Source organism: Actinomadura sp. 7K507, assembly GCF_004348425.1.
In the GTDB taxonomy this organism is placed as follows: Bacteria; Actinomycetota; Actinomycetes; order Streptosporangiales; family Streptosporangiaceae; genus Spirillospora.
This window is the reverse complement of sequence record NZ_SMKK01000205.1, coordinates 1-17,948: the sequence shown is the minus strand read 5'-3', so window position 1 is coordinate 17,948 and position 17,948 is coordinate 1. Positions and strand designations below refer to the sequence as shown.

Genomic DNA, 17,948 nt, shown 5'->3' with positions numbered 1-17,948 from the left:
CGCCCGGCCCTGACCTGGACTCCGTCCGCGGAGCCAACGCCACCGCCCTCTTCGACCTCAAGGACTGACCCGCCATGCCCGACCGCCTCGTCACCCATCTGCGGCACGTGGACCTCGCCGTGCCCGACTACGACAAGCAGCACGAGTTCTACACCGGCGTCTGGGGGCTCACCGAGGTCGCCGCCGACACCGGCGTCTCGTTCCTGGCCGCCGAAGGGTCGCCCGAGCAGTACATCGTCCGGCTCAGGAAGGCCGAGGAGAAGCGCCTCGACCTCATCTCGTTCGGGGCGGGCTCCCCCGCCGACGTGGACGCCCTCGCCGGCCGGCTCGGATCCGCGGGCGTCCGGCTGCTCGGCGAGCCGGGGAACCTGGCCACGCCCGGCGGCGGGTACGGGTTCCGGTTCTTCGACATCGACGGCCGGACGGTCGAGGTGTCGGCGGACGTCGCCGTCCGCCCGCACCGCAGGATCGACGCCCGGGAGGCGGTCCCGGTGCGGCTGTCCCACGTCGTCCTCAACGCCCCCGACCTCGACGCCACGCGCGCGTGGTACGAACGCCACCTGGACTTCGCGCTGTCCGACACGCTGACGTCCCCGCACATGGGCAAGGTCATGCACTTCATGCGCTGCAACCCGCAGCACCACAGCCTGGCGATCGCGAAGGGGCCGCACACGTCCCTGCACCACATCTCGTTCGAGATGCGCGGCATCGACGAGTACATGTACGGGACGGGCCGCCTGCTGCGCGCCGGAGTCCGCATGATCTGGGGCCCCGGACGCCACAAGGCGGGCGACAACACCTTCTCCTACTTCCTCGACCCGCACGGCAACACCGTCGAGTACACGACCGAGCTGGAAACCCTCGACGAGGACGCCTGGCACCCGCACCTGTACGACTTCTCCGACCCCGACGTCACCGACCAGTGGGGCACCGCCAACCCGATGAACGAACTCGTCGCCAAGGAGTCGTTCAACGACCCCGACCGCGGCGTCTTCGTCGCCCCGCCGGTCTGACCATGCGACTCGCCACCTGCGAACACCAGGGCCTCCGCCGCTGCGGCATCGTCGAAGGCGACCTGCTGCTGCCGTTCCCGCCCGGCACCGACCTGCTCCCGGCACTGCTCTCCGGCTCGCTGCCCGGCACGGCGGCGGGGGTGCCGCTGGCGGACGTCCGGCTGCTGCCGCCGGTCGAGCCGCCGTCCGTCCGCGACTTCGTCTCCTTCGAGGAGCACGTGGAGGGCGTCCGCCGCAGCGTGTCCGGGGAGTCCGGCGTGCCGGACGCCTGGTACGAGGCGCCGGCGTTCTACTTCTCCAACCCGCACGCCATGGTCGGCGCCCACGACGACGTCCCCGTCCCGCCCGGCTCGTCGGCACTGGACTTCGAGCTGGAGGTCGCCGCCGTCATCGGGCGCGCGGGCGCCGACCTCACCCCCGAGCAGGCCCGCGACCACATCCTCGGCTACACGATCTTCAATGACTGGTCGGCACGCGACCTGCAGTCACGCGAGATGCGGGTCGGACTCGGCCCCTGCAAGGGCAAGGACTTCGCCACCACCCTCGGCCCGTGGCTCGTCACCGCCGACGAACTGGAGCCCCACCGCGACGCCGACGGATTCCTGCGCCTCGCCCTCACCGCCGAGGTCAACGGCGAGGTCGTCGGGCGCGACCTGCTGTCCAACATGGGCTGGCCGTTCGAGGAACTCGTCGCGTACGCGTCCCGGGGCGCGGCCCTGCGGCCCGGCGACGTCCTCGGCTCCGGCACCTGCGGCAACGGCGGCTGCCTCGCCGAACTCTGGGGCCTGCGCGGCGCCCACGACCCGCCGCCCCTCCGGCCCGGCGACACCGTGACCCTCACCGTCGCGGGCATCGGCACGATCTCCAACACGATCGTCCCGGGCCGACCACCCGTACCGCTGCCGCCCGCCCGCACGCGCCCCCGTGAGCGTCCGTGAACCGCGTCGCGGGGGGATCCTCGTGGGGTCCCTGACCGACGACCTCGCAGCGGCCCGCCATCCCGTTGCAACTTCCTGAGCGGCGACGCGTCCTGGACGACTACGTGCTGCACGCCTGTGCGGCCAGGGCGGTGAGGTCGATGGCGGCCAGTCGTTCGGGGTCGGAGAGGATGTCGATCGCGACGATCCTGCCGTTGGCGACGGTGAAGCTCATGATCGAGACGAGTTCGCCGCCGATGGTGTTGACGAGCCCGGCCGTCCCGTTGACCAGTGCGGGACGGGCGGCCGCGGCGGTGGCCATGCGCTGGAAGGTGGCGGCCTGACCGGCCACCGTCCCGGCGCCGTACAGGGCCCTCATGCCGCCGGGCAGCACCTTCCCGCTGTCGGCGCGCAGCACGATGTCGGGGTCGAGGAGAGCTACCAGGGTGTCGAAGTCGCCGCCGCGTGCGGCGGCGAGGAACGCGTCGACCGCGCGGCGCTGCGCGACCGGATCGGGGTCCGGCTCGGGGGCCGAGCCCTGGACGCGCTGCCGGGCGCGGCTGGCGAGCTTGCGGGCCGCCGCAGGGGTGCGGTCCACGATCGGGGCGATCTCCTCGAACGGCAGGCCGAACGTGTCGTGCAGGACGAACGCCAGCCGTTCGGCCGGGCTCAGCGACTCCAGCACCACCAGCAGCGCCAGCCCCACCGAGTCGGCGATCAGCGCCTCCCGCTCGGGATCGGCGCCGTCGCCGCTGACGACCGGGTCCGGCATGCGGGGCTCCAGCGGTTGCTCGCCCCGCGTCCGGCGGGAACGCAGCATGTCGAGGCAGACCCGGCCGACGACCGTGGTCAGCCAGCCGCCGAGGTTGTCGATGTCGTCGTCCTGCGAGCGCGCGAGCCGCAGCCACGCCTCCTGGATGGCGTCATCGGCGTCGGCCAGCGAACCGAGCATCCGGTAGGCCACCGCCCTCAGGTGCGTCCGGTGCTCCTCGAACCGCCGGGCGAGAAAGTCCCGTTCGTCCATGACGTTCCTCCCTCATGAAGTGACCGTCACCCTGACGAACGGCGCGTCCGGGATGTGACCGTTCGGATCCGGTCACATCCGGCGAGGCCCGTGCGTCATGGCTCCGCATACATCGACCGGATGATCGGAGCAGCAGACGATGAGCAACACCGACGTGCACGGGACCGTGGCCGACGGCGTCGAGGCCGTGCGTGCGGAGTTCGCCGCCGCGGGCAAGGAACGGATCACCTTGCGGGACGTCCTGTCCCACCGTTCGGGAATGATCGGTGTGGACGGTGGTCTCACGGCCGCCGAACTCGCCGACGACGAGGTGATCGCCCGGCGGCTGGCCGGGCAGCGGCCGTACTGGCGGCCGGGTGCGGCCCACGGCGCCCGCACAGCCTCCTGGGGTCGCCTACGGGCTCGACTCCACCCCGCCGCTGGACCAGTTGGCCTTCGCCCACACCCGGCGGGTGCGTGCGCTCGGCCAGGCATCGGCCGGTGGCGTGGGCAGCGCCCGTGGCCTGGCCGGGATGTACACGGCCGCGATCTGCGGCCTGGACGGCTGGGCCCCGCTGCTGAAGCCCGGCACCGCCGCCGAGTTCGCCCAGCTCCTGGTCCTACCCCGAACACGACCAGCTCGCCGCCGCGGTCCACCGCACGGCCACGGCTCCCTGAGGAGACCTCACATGTCCTCGACGAAGCAAGAGACCCGTTCCGGCGGGAAGACCGGCCTGGCGCTGCTGGTCATCGCCGCCGCGCAACTGCTGATCGTGATGGACGGCACCATCGTGACCGTCGGCCTGCCCGTCATCGGGGCCGGGCTGGACATCGCCGAGGCCGACCTGGACTGGCTGCTCACCGCCTACGCGCTGGCCTTCGGCGGCATGCTGCTGGCCGGAGGCCGAGCCGGTGACGTGTTCGGCCGCCGCAGACTGTTCCGAGCCGGGCTGGTGGTGTTCATCCTCGCGTCCCTGCTGGGCGGCGCGGCCCAGGACGGCGGCACGCTGATCGCCGCCCGGGTGCTCCAGGGCGTGGGCGGCGCGATCATCGCGCCGGCCGCGCTGTCCCTGCTCGCCGACACCTTCCCCGCCGGACCCGAACGCAACAGGGCACTCGGCGTGTACGGGGCGATGGGCGGCCTCGGCTCCGTGGTCGGCCTGCTGCTCGGCGGCGCGCTCACCGAGTACCTGAACTGGCGATGGATCATGTTCATCAACATCCCCATCGCCCTGCTGGTCCTCGCCGGCACGCTCGCGCTCGTCCCCGGCACCCGCGAGCGCGGCGGCATCGACCTGCCCGGCGCCATCACCGTGACGCTCTCGCTCGGCTCCCTGGTCTACGCGATCAACCGCGCGGGGTCCGACGGCCTCGGCGACGGCCGCACCCTCGCCTTCGGCGCCACCGCCATCGTGCTGGCCATCGCCTTCGTCCTCATCCAGCGCGGCGTCCGCACCCCGATGCTGCCGGCCGGGGTGCTGGCCGACCGCAGCCGGGCCGGCGCCAACCTGGTCATGCTGCTCATGGGCGCGGGCCAGCTCGCCACCTTCTACTTCCTCACCCTCTACATGCAGGCGATCAAGGAGTACTCGCCGATGATCACGGGGCTGGCCTACCTGCCGTTCGCCATCGGCATCGGCATCGGCTCCGGCGTGATCGGGCCTCGACTCCAGGCCCGCGTCTCCGCCCGCACCGTTCTGGCGTTCGGCATGGCGGTGGCCGCCGTCGCGTCGGTCTGGTTCAGCCTGCTCACCCCGGACCAGAACGCCCTGTACGTCCTGCTGCCCGCCCAGCTCGCCGGCGGCATCGGCCTGGGCATCGGCTTCGTCGCTGCCACGATCGGCGGAGTGCAGGGCGTCGCCCCCAAGGACTCCGGCATCGCGTCCGGACTCATCAACACCAGCCAGCAGGTCGGCGGCGCCCTGGGCCTGGCGGTCCTGGCCACCGTCGCCCTCAACGTCACCGAAGACCGGCCGGCCGGCACCGCCCTGCCGGACGCGCTCACCAACGGCTACACCGCCGGCTTGCTCGGCGCAGCCGCGTTCTACCTGGCCGCCCTCCTCGCCGCCCTCATGCTCGTGCGGTCGCACCCGGTGAACCAGGACACAGAACCATCCGCGAAATCGTCGCCGAGGATGTCGGATCGGCGGATCTTCCGTTCGTCTTGGAGATGATGACCCGATCACGAGGAAAGGAGCGGGCGATGACCCCGTCTCTCGACACCATCGACATCGTTGTGTCCGACGTCCAGGCCGCGATCGCCTTCTACGCACGGCTCGGGCTGGCGTTCACCGTCGACGAGACCTACCCCGACCACGCCGGGTGCGACCTGCCCAGCGGGCTGCACCTGATGCTGGACACCGAGAAGTTCCGCGGCTCCGCCCAGACCGGGGGATGGACCCGCCCGACCGGCGATCCGCGCACCTTCCTGTCCTTCCGGTTCCCCGAGCCCGGCGCCGTCGACGCCAAGTTCGCCGAGCTGGTGGACGCGGGGTACGCCGGCGTCCAGGAACCGTGGGACGCCTTCTGGGGCATGCGGAACGCGACCGTCCTGGACCCCGACGGCAACGGCATCGACCTGTACTGCCCGCTGCCGGCCGAGTAGCCGTCAACGGCACGACCTCTGGGGAAGGAGGGCACGTGAAGTACGTGCTGATGTTCGTCGAGACCGAGGAGTTCGCCCGCGAGTTGGAGGCGATGAGCGAGGACAAGCGGCAGGCGGCGTTCGAGGAGGCCGGGCGCTGGTTCACCGAGCACGCCGCCAGGATCACCCACCACGCGCACCTGCAGCCCGCCGAGACCGCCACCACCATGCGGCTGACCGGCGGGGACGCGCTCGTCACCGACGGGCCGTTCGTGGAGGGCAAAGAGGTCGTGTCCGGCTACGCCGAGATCGAAGTCGCCGACCTGGACGAGGCGATGGCCGTGGCCCGGTCCTGGCCGGGCTGCCCGATCGTCGAGATCCGCCCGATCACCTGACCGGATGCCCACCTCCGACCATCCGGATCCGCGGGTGCACGCCGAGCTGGCCCGGACTGTGCGCGAGCACGCGGGCCGGCTCACGGCGTGCCTGGTGCGCGTCCTGGACGACTTCGCCGCCGCCGAGGACGTCGTCCAGGACGCGATCGAGACCGCGCTGCGGCGCTGGCCGGCCGAGGGCATCCCCGACCACCCCGACGCCTGGCTGCTCACCACCGCCCGCCGCCGCGGCATCGACGTCCTGCGCCGGCGGGCCGTCCAGCGCGAGAAGCTGGCACAACTGCGCCAGCCGGTGCCGCCCGAACCCGACGACCGGCTGAAACTGCTGTTCACCTGCTGCCATCCAGCGCTGCCGCGAGCCGCGCAGATCGCGCTCACCCTGCGGGCGGTGTGCGGGCTCACCACCGCGCAGATCGCCGCGGCGTTCCTGGTCCCCGAGCCGACGGTGTCGCAGCGCATCACCCGCGCGAAACGCAAGATCACCAACGCGGGCATCCCCTACCGCGTCCCCTCGGACGCCGACCTCCCCGACCGGCTGGACGAGGTCCTGGCGGTCATCTACCTGCTGTTCAACGAGGGCTACCTGTCCAGCGCCGGCGAGCGCCCGCACGCGCCCGACCTCGTGGACGACGCCGAATGGCTCACCGCCCAGCTCGCGTGGCTGATGCCCCGCCGGCCCGAGATCCTCGGACTGCTCGCCCTGATCCGCCTGCATCGGGCGCGGGCCCCGGCCCGCTTCGACACCGGCGGCGGCCTGATACTGCTGAGCGGCCAGGACCGCGACCTGTGGGACCACGGCGCCATCACCGAGGCGACCCAGCTCCTCGAACGCGCCGCGGCGCTGCGCCGTCCCGGCCCGTACCAGCTGCAGGCCGCCATCGTCGCCTGTCACGCCGAGGCGCCGACCTGGGCCGAGACCGACTGGCCGCAGATCGTCGTGCTGTACGACATGCTGCTGGCCATGTCGCCCGGTCCCGTGCACCGGCTCCAGCGCGCCATCGCGCTGCACCACCATCCCGGCGCCCGCGGCGGCGCCCGCAACGCACTGGCCGACCTGGACGCCCTCCCTGCCGCCGACCTCGAAACCCTTGAGCGCTACCCGCCTTACCACGCCACCCGAGCCGAACTCCTCCGCGCGCTCGGCCGGCCTGAGGACGCCCACGCCGCCGACCAGAAGGCCCTGGACATCTCCACCAATCCCGCCCAGCAGGCCCTACTCCACCGTCGCCTCGACAACGATTGACCCACGCAGATGCCGGGCGAGGTAGTGGCCCGTGATGGACGCGGGGTCCCGGGCGACCCAACTCGGGGGCCCGGTGGCGATGATCCTGCCGCCCTCCTCGCCCCCACCGGGGCCGAGGTCGATCATGTGGTCGGCGTTGGCGATCAGGTCGAGGTCGTGTTCGATCACGATGACGGTGGCGCCGCGGTCCGCCAGCCGTTGCAGGACGTCCAGGAGCGTGCGCACGTCCAGCGGGTGCAGGCCCACGCTCGGTTCGTCGAGCACGAACACTGCGTCGGTCTGGTCCCGGTGCATCTGGCTCACCAGCTTCAGACGCTGGGCCTCGCCGCCGGAGAGCGCCGGGGTGGCCTCACCGAGGGTGAGGTAGCCGAGCCCCAGCTCGTCCAGGGCGGTCAGGCGCTTGTGCACCCTCCGCAGGTCGGTTGTGGCGGTGAGGGCTTCGCGGACGGTGCATCGGAGCAGGGCGGGCAGCGGTATGCCGTCGCGCGGATAGGCGTCCGCGCGGGGTGCGAAGCGGCTTCCGTCGCAGGCGGGGCAGACGATGTCCACGTCGGGGAGGAACTGGACGTCGAGGGACACTTCGCCGGTGCCTTCGCAGCGGGGACAGGCCAGCGAGCCGGTGTTGTAGGAGAAATCGGAGGCCGTCAACCCGTCGCGGCGGGCATCCGGGGTCGCGGCGTAGGCCTTGCGCAGCTCGTCCATGACGCCGGAGTAGGTGGCCACGGTGGAGCGGACGTTGATGCCGATGGGGGTCGCGTCCACGACGTGGACCTTGATGCCGTCCGGCGCTTGCAGGTCGCGCACGTGATCCGGCATCGACATCCGTGCCTGGAGGGCCGGGACGAGGCATTCCAGGACGAGGGTGGTCTTGCCCGATCCGGAGACGCCGGTGACCGCGGTCAGCCGCCCGAGCGGAATGTCGACCTTCAGGGGGTGGACGGTGTGGATGGCGCCGGTTTCGAGGTGGACCGCTCCGTCGTCGAACACGGTGTCCGGCTCGGCGCAGGCACGGACGATCACCGGCTCGTCCCCCGTGAGGAACCCGGCGAGCAGGGAGCGGGGCGCGTCGGCGAGGGCGTCGGGGCCGCCCTCGGCGATGACGGTGCCGCCTTCGGCACCCGAGCCGGGGCCGATCTCGATCAGCCAGTCCGCCCGGCGCAGGATCTGCACGTCGTGGTCGACGAAGACGACCGAGTTGCCATCGGCCAGCAGGTCGCCCATCACACCGAGCAGGCCGTCGACGTTGGCCGGGTGCAGACCGATCGACGGCTCGTCGAGGACGTAGAGGACACCGGTGGTGCGGTTGCGAACTGCCCGCGCGAGCTGCGCGCGTTGCCGTTCGCCGGTGGACAGTGTGGCCCCGGCCCGGTCCAGCGTGAGATATCCGAGGCCGAGTTCGATGAGGCGCCGCCCCATCTCGACCAGGGTGTCGGCCAGCGACCGGGCCATGGCCCGCATGTCGGCGGGGAGGGCGGCCGCGACGCCGGGTGCCCACGCCAGCACTTCGTCCAGGGTCATCGCGGTGACCTCGGCCAGGTTCCGTTCACCGATCCGGGGTGCCCGCGCGGCGGGGCTGAGGCGGCTGCCCTGGCAGTCCGGGCAGGTGCCTTCGCTCAGGAAGCGGCTGACCCTGGCCAGCCGTTTGTCGTTGTCGGCCCGCTTCAGCTCCTCGGTCACCGTCAGCCGCGCGTTGCGGAAGGTGAAGTCGAGGTCGTGGACCCCCTTCTTGCTGGTGACGGTGATGTGCTTCTTCTCCTCCGGCCCGTCCAGCACGATCTCCCGCTCGCCGTCGGTCAGCTCGCTCCAGGGCACATCGGTGCGCACACCGAACTCGCGGGCGATGTCGGGCTGGACATTGAACCCGAACATCCGCCAGGGGACGACCGCGCCGCCCTCCAGGGTCTTGGACGGGTCCGGGACGAGCGTCGCGTCGTCCACCGTGCGCACCACGCCGATGCCCTGGCAGCGGGGGCAGGCGCCGGTGGAGTTGAACGACAGGTCTTCCGCCCCCGGCGGCCGCACCTGCTCGCCGCATACGGGACAGGCGAACGCGACCTCGGCCGCCACGTCGATCGTCGGGGGGACGTGATGGCCGTTGGGGCAGACGTGGGAGGCCAGGCGCGAGAACATCAGCCGCAGCACGTTCACCAGTTCACTGGAGGTACCGAAGGTGGACCGTACGCCGGGGACACCGGGCCGCTGCCGCAGCGCGAGCGCGGCGGGGACATGCTCCACGGAGTCCACGGCCGCCCGCGGCGCCTGCGCCATCCGGCGGCGGGTGTAGGTCGACAGCGCCTCGATGTATCGGCGAGACCCCTCGGCGTAAAGCACGCCCAAGGCGAGCGAGGATTTCCCGGAGCCGGACACACCGGCGATCCCGACCAGGGACCGCAACGGGATGTCGACATCGATGCCGCGCAGATTGTGCACTCGCGCACCCCGCACCCTGAGAAGGTCAGGCTGAGCAGAACTCATCCGCCGCACGTTCCTCCCAGGCGATATTCAGCGAGTGCTCCGAATCGGACGCTCCATACCCGCACACCGATCAACATCACTCACCCGCGCACCTTCCACCCCACCCCGGCCAAGCCCGGCCGCTCCTGTGCCAATGCCGCAGCACTCCCGGCCTATCTTCGCCGCGCCAGCGCGCGGAGCCGGGCGACCAACCGCGGCTGCGGCTCCTCGATCGCGGCGGCGAGGGCCGTCGCCATAACGACGGGATCCAGCCGCGCCCCAAGCTCGGCGACGGTACCGGCAAGGTCATGGCACGGCCGGACGGGGTCGCCAGTCGAGTCGATGAACCACGGCACCCCGCCCACACCGGCCTTGACGCGGACGCTCTCACCGATGCCCGGACGGTCCGGCGCGGTCACGTGCAGCCGCACCGGACCCTGGTCGTACCGGCACCGGACCACCCATCCGGCTGCCACGAGCCTTTCGACCAGCCCGTTGAGGTGATCGGCCGCGTTCAAGCCGTCCGCCACACGATCAGACCGGACGGTCGGCGACGTCCGCGGCTCGGTCCGCGCGGACGTCGTCGACGTCGCCGGCCAGTGGACGCAGTTCTACGGCTGGCTGTGCATGAGCGTGGGGCGGATGGACGAGGCGTCGGCGATGCTCGACCGCGCGCTACAGCACGCCATCGAAACCGACGACGTCAACCTCACCTCCGAAATCCTCGGCTTCAAGGCGCAGATCGCGTGGGACGGCGGGCAGCTCGGCACCATGATGGGGCTGCGCAGGGCGGCAAGACGGGGCGGCAAGCGCCTCTACCCCGGGGAGGCCGCGATCGCCGCGGCGCAGGAGGCTCGCGGGTACGCCGTCATCGACCAGGCGCGCCAGCGGCACGCGGAGAGACCGCCGTGGCTGTACTACCAGGTCGATGGGTTCTATGAGCTGCACCGCGGGCAGGCGTGGCGGCACCTGGGACCGCACCACCCGGTCTACAACGCGCGAGCCACCACCGAGCTCAGCGACGGGCTGGGCAAGCTGCCCGCCGATATGCGGTCGTCGGAGTGGGCTGGCGACTTCACCTACCACCTCGCCCGTGCGTACATGCAGGCGGACGAGCACGCCGAAGCGGAGCGGGTCGCCGGGGAGCTAGAGGAGACTGCGGCGTGCGTCGGGTCGGACCGGGTCAGGCGACTGGCGGCATCCCTGCGTTGAGCCCAACGCGTGCGGGTGCGTACGTCCGCCGAAGGCGCTACGTCCGAGCACCTTCGTCGAATGACACTTTCCGTACACCAGCCGACACCCACCGCGGTTAGCGTGGAAGCGTTGCGTTGTCGCCCTGCGGGGAAGCAATACCCCATAACAGGCACAACCGGGCTGAAACGGGTGAGGCGAGTGGCCTTCGGCGACGAGATGCGGCGGCTCATGACCGAGCGCGGGGTCGGCTTGCGAGCGCTGGCCAAGCAAGTCCCGTGCGACTCCGGCTACCTGTCCAAAGTCGCCAACGGCCACCGGCATCCGTCCGCCGACATGGCCGCCAAGCTCGACGAACTTCTGGACGCCGGTGGCGGGCTGGCGACGCTCCAGGGGACACCCCACGCCCCCGTGCTGGACGGCGGTCTGGACGCCGAGCTGTTCGAACTGGCGGCGCGAGCGGGCACCTCACGCCTCCCCGACGGCGTCCTCGACCTCCTCGATGGCATAGTCGACCGGTTGAGCCGCGACTACCCGACCGTCGCCCCCGAAGTCCTCAGCGAACGGGGGAAGACCTACCTCACCAACGTCCTGCGGCTCCTGGACGGCCGCGTGTCCCTGACCGAACACCGCGAACTGCTGGTGCGGGCCGGGTGGCTGGCGGTGCTGCTGTCGTGCACACTGTTCGACGCCGGCGACAAGGTCAGCGCCGAACTCGTCCGCCGCACCGCCCGCCGCCTCGGTGAGCAGGCCGGACACGGCGAGATCCTCGCCTGGTCGTGGGAGATCGCCGCATGGTTCGCCCTCGTCGAACGCGACTACGACGACGTCGTGGCCTACAGCGAGGCCGGACTGCGGCACGCCGGGGCGACGAACGCCGCCGTCCAGCTCACCCTCCAAGCCGGCCGCGGCTACGCCCGCATGGGTGACCGCCGCGCCGTTGACACGCTGAAGGCCGGCCGAGCGATCCTTGACCGCCTCCCACGCCCGGACCACCCCGAGCACCACTTCGTGTTCGACCACGGCAAGTACGAGTTCTACTGCTCGACCATCTACACGATGCTCGGCCGGGACGACGCGGCTGAAGAACACGCGGTCGAGGTCATCGCGCGGTGCCGCCATGCGGACGGGTCGGTGCGGTGGCCGATGCGGTACGCCATGGCGAACCTCGACCTCGGCCTGGTCGCCGGCCGTCGCGGCGAACTGGACCGCGCGGTGCGGCATGGCCGGGCAGCGCTGCAACCCGCGCGGCGGTCAGGTGACCTACTGCCGAGGGCGACCGAGCTGTACGGGCGGCTGGAGCAGGGGTTCCCACGGGAACGACGCGTCGCGGAGTTCGGCGAGCAAATCCACGCCGCGCGGCAGGCGCTGCCCTCCGGCGGCGGGGGCGGGTAGCGCACGCGGCGTTGGAAGCGAAGTCACGCACCTCCGCCGCCCGAACAGCGCGAGGCGCTTTCTACTCGCTCGGGCCGTCCGTCAGGCCACCTGCTGGGTGTGGTGTTCGGGGATGACCGGGGCCGGCTGCTCATACCCCCAGGTATCCGATCGGATACAGACGCATGGCCCGGTCACGGGTGGGGGCTCGCGGTGACTGCCAGGAGTCGGGTTGCGGCGTGGGGTAGGGGGATTGCTTCCTGTTCTATTCGGCGAAAGGTGGCTCGCCCCCCGGTCGCGATGGTGCCGTAGGCGGTCCGCTCGGCTTCGGTGAGGTGCCGCAGGATCGTGTCGGACGGCTTGATGGGGTGTCCGTGCCTGTCGTGGTTCACACCGTGCTGGGCGTAGCGGTGCAGGGCAGTGGTGTCCATCAGGATCGATACAACTCGCTTCGGTGGTGCGCCGTCCGGTGCTGGCTCGGCCAGGGCTGCGCGGAACCGGTCGAGGATCGCGTATCCGTCCGCGTCTATGTCTCCCCAGTAGACGACGTGGTCCGCGCCGCGGATCCAGGGCACGTCCGCGAGGAGAGCCGCTGCCGCCTTGCCGCCGCCCTCGACCACGATCGTGTTGGGCACTGGGGGGAACCACAGCCGGGAGTCGCGGTTCTCGACGACGAGGACGATCCGGGGACGGTAGGCGATGTCATGGGTATCACCGGTCGTCCAAGCGTCATGTCTGCGGCGTCCCGACGCCAGGTGCTCAGGGTCGACGTAGGTCAAGTGCTGCACGGCGGGGCGGGGGCGGACCTCATCCCGGACGTCGCGTCCGGCGACGTCGCGCAGCAGTGTGCCGTGGGTGTCGAGCCACTTGGTGTGCATTCCCGGGACGGGCAGCTGACGTGCGGTCCATACGCTCGCGTCCGGGTGCCGGCGCAGCCAGGCCACCGCGTTGAGCAGCACCTCGGCGTCGCCGGTCCCGAGCCGGTAGACGGCCCGGAGGTTGGCCGGGGTGAGGAGTGCGCCCGTGGAGCGCAGTGACGACGCGAGCGCACGGGCGCGGACGGTGTCCACGGTCGGCCCGGTCTCGGAGAGCAGGGCGACGGCGGCGTCCAGATCAGCGACGAGGGTGGCCGGGTAGTCGGCGGTCACGCCTTGCACCGAGACCGGCTTGCGGATGATCTGCACGCCTGTGGGGTGCCGGTCGGCGAAATCCCGCCAGTCCATCCGCCACTCGTGCCAGGTGGAGTAACCGATCCGCGCAACCGCGGTACCGGTCGACACGCCGGGGCGGAGGGGGACGGAGAACGTGACCGGGGCTCCCGCGTCGGCGCACACGGCGTCCGCCCACTTCTGGTCGACCTTGCGGCGGAGCGACTCCACCGCCTCGGGCGGGGTGACCAGGTGGGAGGTCATGCGTCGGGAACCGCCACGATGGGTTTCGCCCAGGAGCGGCCCTCGGTGTTCTTGAGGATCACGTATTCGGCGTCCACGTGGGGTTCGATCGCGCTGTGCTTGTCGTTGGGGGCGCCGACGATGAGCTGGAAGCCCAGCCCGCGCCATGCGCCGATGGCCCGGCCGGTGAAGTGCGCGTCCGCCTTGATCAGCGCCTCGTCGAGGAAGACGGGGGCGTAGCGTGGCCGTTCGGCGCCCGCGTCGCCCAGCTGGTAGCGCAGCGCGGCCCCGACGATGAACGCGACGAGTTCCTGCGACTCGCCCCCGGATTTCTCGCCGATGTGGTCGTAGACGGCGACGTGCTCACCATCGAGGTCGCATTTCTCCGCGCTGATCCGGACGTGGTTGCGCACGTCGATCAGGTCGGCGAAGTCGGGCGCGGTGCGGCGGATGTGGTCGATGACCTTGGCCATCCGGTGGTAGACGCGCTCGCGGTCGGCGTCCGTGGCCGAATTGTCGATGGCGGCGCGCACGTCGCGCAGCTCCTTGCGGAACCGGGCGCGTACCGCGGAGTGGCTCTCCTGCGGGTCGATGCGGAGGCGGTGGTCGTCGTCGGCGAACGGCAGTTCGGCGAGGATGCGGTTGACCGGGTCGATCCGGTCCCGGATCTCCCGGACCGCGGCGGCGAGTTCGCTGTCCAGGCTGGTCAGGTCGTTGCCGGAGAGTTTGAGCAGGCTGTCGCGCCACTCGGTCTCCAGTTCGTGCAGGCCGCTGGTCTCCAGGTCGGTGAGCAGGCGGTCGAAGTCGCGGTAGGACGCGTCCGGGTCGGTGCCGAGGTTCGGGTTCGGCCAGCGCTCGACGAACGTCGAGAACGTCTGGTGCAGCGCTTCGCGGGACCGGGCGATCTCCTCCTCGGCCTCCTTCCGGTCCGCCTGCATCCGCTCGACGCCGCGCCGGTGCGCGGTGTCGAACTCCGCCAGCGCCGTCGCGGGGTCGGTGCCGTCCGGGGCGTCGTCGAACAGCGCAGACAGGTACTCGCTGTGTTCCCGGCTCACCTCAGTGCCGGTCTCCGCGGCGGTGTCGAGTGCCCGCTGGGCGCCGTCCACCTCGTCGACGGTCGATTCCCATGCTCCGCGGAGCCGCTCGACCTCCTGCTTCTGGCCGCCGATACGCTCGGTCAGCTTCGTGATCTTGTCCTTGAGCTCATCCGACTCGTCTTGCAGGCGGTCGATCTCCGGGTTGCCCTTGCGGACCTCGTTGATGACGTCCTGCCAGCGGTTCCGCTCGGCGGTGACCGACTCGACGTCCACCTCGTCCCAGGACAGTTCGGCCACGGTCCGGTAGGCGGTGCGTCTCTCCTCGAACGAGTTGAGGGCCTGCTCCGCCTTCGCCGCCTGGGCGACGGCGTCATCATGGCGCTCAAGGGCGTGGCCGATCCGGGTGTCGAGGTCGGCGAGCAGCCTGGTGTTGCTGAATCCCAGCAGGTTGGCACGGCCGTGACCGCCGTGCGCGCCTCGGCTGCCCTGCGACATCTGGCCTGTGATCGTGAGCGCCTTGGAGTGCTGCCCCAGCAGCTTGGGCGTCTCGACGCAGACGAACCCGAACCCGCGCGTGAGCTCGCTCTTGAGCCAGGCGGTGAACGGCGACGGACGGTAGTCGAGCCGGCCGGGGAGCGTCTTGTCGTCCAGCCCCACCTCGTCACGCATGCCGGTGCGGACGCCTTCGAACTGGATGCGACGGGGCAGTTTCACCGTGTTGATCGCCTCGCGGAACGCGTTCAGGCCGCCGATGTCGATCAGCATGCGGGTGGCGAACCCGCCGAGCGCCAGGTTGAACGCCTCCCGCCACGTTTCGAACTCCGTGCGCACCTCGATCAGTTCACCGACGAACGGCAGGTCGTCCGGGGTGAGCCCGGCGGCCTCGGCCAGCCGGTCGCGGGCGGTGTGCAGGTCGGTGGGGATGTTGCTGCGGCGGGCCTTGACCGCCTTGTGCTCGGCGCGCAGTTCGGCCAGCTCGCGAGCGGCGGCGGTGCTTTCGGAGGCGGCCTTGGCGAACTCGTTCTGGGCGGCCTTCCTGGCCTGGGAGTCGTCCAATGCCCGGCGCGCCGTGTCGGCCAGCGCGGCGAAGTCCTCGCCGGTCGAGACGGTGGCATCGATGGTGCCCAGGACGCGGTCCAGCCGCTCCCGGGCGCGTTCTACCTCGGCGAGCCGCCGTTCCACGTTGCGGATCTCCCGCAGCGCGTTCTCTAGTCGGTCGCCACCGGAGGCACGCAGGGTTTCGAGCAGCGCCTCCCGCTGGGAGTCCGCCGCCTTGATCAGCGCGGCCGTCTCCTGCACCTCCTGCTCGGCGCGGCCGCGCCGCCCGGTCAGGTCCTTCTCCGCCGCGCGCAGCAGTTCGAGCCGGCGTTCGTACCGCCACAGCGCCGCCGGGGACGCCGGGTCGGTGAACGATCCGACGTCGTCGACCAACCGCAGCCGTGTCACCGCGCGGTCGATGACGTCGCGGTGGTCGCGGATCGGGGTCAGCGCCCGCACCTGCCGGCGGGCGGTGATCATCCGCTCCCGGGTGCCGGAAAGCTCGTCGAACTGCTGCACCACGTCGTCCGCCGTGGCCAGCGTGGCCGGCTCCTCCAGGACCATCGTCTTGTACAGCGCGTCGACGGTGGTGATCTGCTGGCCGGCCTGGATCCGGCCGAGCAGCCCGACCGCCTTGTGCCCGTCGCCGGCCGCACCGATGCCCAGCGCGGTGTGCAGCCGCGCGGTGAAGTCCCGGTCGGTGTCGAAGCAGGTCAGGCCCGTCGCGGTGACCGCGGCGCGGGCGAGCCTGCCGCCCGCGGGGCCGTCCAGCTCGCGCAGGTCGTAGGCGTCGTCGCGGACGGCGCGGACCACGACGACGTCGTCGAGGGCGCGCGCGGACGACGGCACGTACCAGGCCCGGAGCGCGGTGAACATCGCGCCGCTCTGGTCGGCCCAGGTCATCGCGATGGCCGACCAGGTGTCGCGGCCGTCGCCGCGCAGCACCCGCAGCCTCGTCTCGCCGTCCGACCGTGACTCGTCGAGCTTCCCGCGCGCGTAGGAGAGGATGTTGCGCTGGTCCTTGCCCCGGGGCCTGCCGACGACCCCGCCGTTGGACGCCCCGTTGAACGGCGTGGTGTGCGGCATCAGCAGCGCGATGTAGGAGTCCATCAGCGTCGACTTGCCCGACCCGGAGCCGCCGCTGAACAGCGTCGCGCCGGGGGCGAACCGGATGCGGTGGTACCCGTCGTAGCCGCCCCAGTTGACCAGCTGCATGTCCCGCGCCACCCACTGCTGGCCCCGCGATGCCGCCGGGATCAGACCGAACAAGGTGTCGATCATGCTCATGGGGCGGCCTCGTTCTGCTCCCGTAGCCACTGGTTCAGTTCGGTGAGCTTCTCGGTGCTCAGCACGACCTCGACCAGCGGCGTGATGCGGTACCGGCCCGCGGACTCCTCCGTGAGCAGCCCTTCCTTGACGAGCCGCTCCACTGCGGTGCGGATCTCGCGCTGGCCGCGGGCGAGGTTGTGGTCGTCCGGGTCGAAGTAGGTGAGGACGGTCTGCTCCAGTTCCTCGATGTCGACCCGGGCGGACGTCTCGCCGGTGCTGCGCTCCCGCTGGAAGACGGTCCGCAAATGGACCAGTACCAGGGTCTCGGCCCGGTTGTAGGGGTCGTCCCTCAGCAGGATCGGCACTTCCAGTTCCGCCGAGCGCACCTGCTGCTTGTAGGCGATCCCCCGCTCGTGATCGACCACGAGCCGGACGAACAGGTCGTGCAGCCGCGACTCGATGATCTGCTGGTTCTCCAGCAGCGTGCGCCACTGCGCCGAGTGCTTCTCGGCCAGCAGGAACCTGCGTTGCAGCAGCCGTACCAGCACGCGCCGGACGTCCACGTCCAGCGTGCCGGTGTCGCCGGCGAACAGTTCGGCCGGGTCGTCCTCCATCGGGACGGGCTCGATGAAGCCCGCCTCCGGCCATTCTTCGTCCGCGACGTCCGTCTCATTCATCGTTGCTTCCCGCCGTCTCCTCCGCGGCGCGGGGCGGTTCCGGGTTCGCCGCCCGCACGCCGCCGAACGCGAGCCGCCGCCGGGTCCGGTCCGGGCGGACCGCCTCGACCACCGCGACCTCGGCGGTGCCGGTCATCCCGAGGTCATGCGCGATCTCCAGCAGGCCGAGCAGATCCACCGGCCGCCGTATCCGCTCGGCAGCCGCGCGGAAAACGGCCGCGACGTCGACCTCGTCCGCGTCGCCCGCGAACGCCTCCAGATGCGCGCGCAGGTCGGCGTACTGAGGGCCGCCCCACGCCCGGGTGTCCGCGGACGGCACGTCCTCCGCCTCGTCCCATTCCTGCAGTGGGGTGGGCGGCTGG

The 17,948-nt window shown here is 71.4% G+C and carries 15 protein-coding genes; 8 read left to right on the top strand and 7 right to left on the bottom strand.

The annotated features are described in order from the left end of the window. Nucleotides 1-74: 74 nt before the first annotated feature. Complete coding sequence (locus tag E1285_RS34210; protein ID WP_132158721.1) at nucleotides 75-1,013, top strand: VOC family protein; 939 nt, start codon at nucleotides 75-77, stop codon at nucleotides 1,011-1,013. A 2-nt stretch (nucleotides 1,014-1,015) separates the two neighbouring features. Then, nucleotides 1,016-1,951, top strand: a complete 936-nt coding sequence (locus E1285_RS34205; protein WP_132158720.1) for a fumarylacetoacetate hydrolase family protein — start codon at nucleotides 1,016-1,018, stop codon at nucleotides 1,949-1,951. Nucleotides 1,952-2,051: 100 nt separating this feature from the next. On the opposite strand, the gene sigJ is transcribed toward E1285_RS34205, so the two are convergent. Then, nucleotides 2,052-2,954 carry an RNA polymerase sigma factor SigJ gene (sigJ, locus tag E1285_RS34200; protein ID WP_132158719.1) on the bottom strand — a complete coding sequence of 301 codons (903 nt, stop codon included), beginning with the start codon at nucleotides 2,952-2,954 and terminating at the stop codon, nucleotides 2,052-2,054. A gap of 356 nt (nucleotides 2,955-3,310) precedes the next feature. Here sigJ and E1285_RS34190 point away from each other — a divergent pair, with 356 nt between their 5' ends. The 4 genes from E1285_RS34190 to E1285_RS34175 are packed head-to-tail and all read left to right on the top strand — an operon-like array spanning nucleotide 3,311 to nucleotide 7,155. Then, nucleotides 3,311-5,107 (top strand): MFS transporter, encoded by a 1,797-nt coding sequence (locus tag E1285_RS34190; protein WP_243723242.1) that lies wholly within the window; start codon nucleotides 3,311-3,313, stop codon nucleotides 5,105-5,107. A gap of 29 nt (nucleotides 5,108-5,136) precedes the next feature. After that, entirely contained in the window at nucleotides 5,137-5,538 is a 402-nt protein-coding gene (locus E1285_RS34185; RefSeq protein WP_132158718.1) for a VOC family protein, read from the top strand. A gap of 35 nt (nucleotides 5,539-5,573) precedes the next feature. Further along, nucleotides 5,574-5,912 carry a YciI family protein gene (locus E1285_RS34180; RefSeq protein ID WP_165966871.1) on the top strand — a complete coding sequence of 113 codons (339 nt, stop codon included), beginning with the start codon at nucleotides 5,574-5,576 and terminating at the stop codon, nucleotides 5,910-5,912. 4 nt (nucleotides 5,913-5,916) lie between these two features. Next, nucleotides 5,917-7,155, top strand: a complete 1,239-nt coding sequence (locus tag E1285_RS34175) for a sigma-70 family RNA polymerase sigma factor (RefSeq protein ID WP_132158717.1) — start codon at nucleotides 5,917-5,919, stop codon at nucleotides 7,153-7,155. Here E1285_RS34175 and E1285_RS34170 read toward each other — a convergent pair. Further along, nucleotides 7,126-9,585 carry an excinuclease ABC subunit UvrA gene (locus E1285_RS34170; protein WP_243723241.1) on the bottom strand — a complete coding sequence of 820 codons (2,460 nt, stop codon included), beginning with the start codon at nucleotides 9,583-9,585 and terminating at the stop codon, nucleotides 7,126-7,128. The genes E1285_RS34175 and E1285_RS34170 overlap by 30 nt on opposite strands. A 197-nt stretch (nucleotides 9,586-9,782) precedes the next feature. Beyond that, nucleotides 9,783-10,127, bottom strand: coding sequence for a hypothetical protein (locus E1285_RS34165; protein WP_132158715.1), 345 nt, complete (start codon nucleotides 10,125-10,127; stop codon nucleotides 9,783-9,785). A 109-nt stretch (nucleotides 10,128-10,236) separates the two neighbouring features. Here E1285_RS34165 and E1285_RS34160 point away from each other — a divergent pair, with 109 nt between their 5' ends. Beyond that, entirely contained in the window at nucleotides 10,237-10,821 is a 585-nt protein-coding gene (locus E1285_RS34160) for a hypothetical protein (protein ID WP_165966870.1), read from the top strand. Nucleotides 10,822-10,992: 171 nt separating this feature from the next. After that, nucleotides 10,993-12,195, top strand: coding sequence for a helix-turn-helix transcriptional regulator (locus E1285_RS34155; RefSeq protein ID WP_165966869.1), 1,203 nt, complete (start codon nucleotides 10,993-10,995; stop codon nucleotides 12,193-12,195). A 173-nt stretch (nucleotides 12,196-12,368) separates the two neighbouring features. On the opposite strand, the gene E1285_RS34150 is transcribed toward E1285_RS34155, so the two are convergent. The 4 genes from E1285_RS34150 to E1285_RS34135 all read right to left on the bottom strand — a co-directional run. Beyond that, nucleotides 12,369-13,586 carry a Wadjet anti-phage system protein JetD domain-containing protein gene (locus E1285_RS34150; RefSeq protein WP_132158712.1) on the bottom strand — a complete coding sequence of 406 codons (1,218 nt, stop codon included), beginning with the start codon at nucleotides 13,584-13,586 and terminating at the stop codon, nucleotides 12,369-12,371. Next, entirely contained in the window at nucleotides 13,583-16,927 is a 3,345-nt protein-coding gene (locus E1285_RS34145; protein ID WP_132158711.1) for an SbcC/MukB-like Walker B domain-containing protein, read from the bottom strand. Before E1285_RS34145 ends, E1285_RS34150 begins: the two co-directional genes overlap by 4 nt. Continuing rightward, entirely contained in the window at nucleotides 16,924-17,586 is a 663-nt protein-coding gene (locus E1285_RS34140; protein ID WP_132158710.1) for a DUF4194 domain-containing protein, read from the bottom strand. The genes E1285_RS34145 and E1285_RS34140 overlap by 4 nt, the downstream gene beginning before the upstream one ends. Next, nucleotides 17,579-17,948: DUF3375 family protein (locus E1285_RS34135; RefSeq protein ID WP_132158709.1), on the bottom strand; the 370-nt coding region annotated here is incomplete at its 5' end. The genes E1285_RS34135 and E1285_RS34140, both read right to left, overlap by 8 nt.

Bases quoted from the DNA above. Each gene is read 5' to 3' on its own strand.
- E1285_RS34210 (WP_132158721.1), top strand. From the start codon at position 75: ATGCCCGACCGCCTCGTCACCCATCTGCGGCACGTGGACCTCGCCGTG.
- E1285_RS34205 (WP_132158720.1), top strand. From the start codon at position 1,016: ATGCGACTCGCCACCTGCGAACACCAGGGCCTCCGCCGCTGCGGCATC.
- sigJ (WP_132158719.1), bottom strand. From the start codon at position 2,954: ATGGACGAACGGGACTTTCTCGCCCGGCGGTTCGAGGAGCACCGGACG.
- E1285_RS34185 (WP_132158718.1), top strand. From the start codon at position 5,137: ATGACCCCGTCTCTCGACACCATCGACATCGTTGTGTCCGACGTCCAG.
- E1285_RS34175 (WP_132158717.1), top strand. From the start codon at position 5,917: ATGCCCACCTCCGACCATCCGGATCCGCGGGTGCACGCCGAGCTGGCC.
- E1285_RS34160 (WP_165966870.1), top strand. From the start codon at position 10,237: ATGAGCGTGGGGCGGATGGACGAGGCGTCGGCGATGCTCGACCGCGCG.
- E1285_RS34150 (WP_132158712.1), bottom strand. From the start codon at position 13,586: ATGACCTCCCACCTGGTCACCCCGCCCGAGGCGGTGGAGTCGCTCCGC.
- E1285_RS34145 (WP_132158711.1), bottom strand. From the start codon at position 16,927: ATGAGCATGATCGACACCTTGTTCGGTCTGATCCCGGCGGCATCGCGG.
- E1285_RS34140 (WP_132158710.1), bottom strand. From the start codon at position 17,586: ATGAATGAGACGGACGTCGCGGACGAAGAATGGCCGGAGGCGGGCTTC.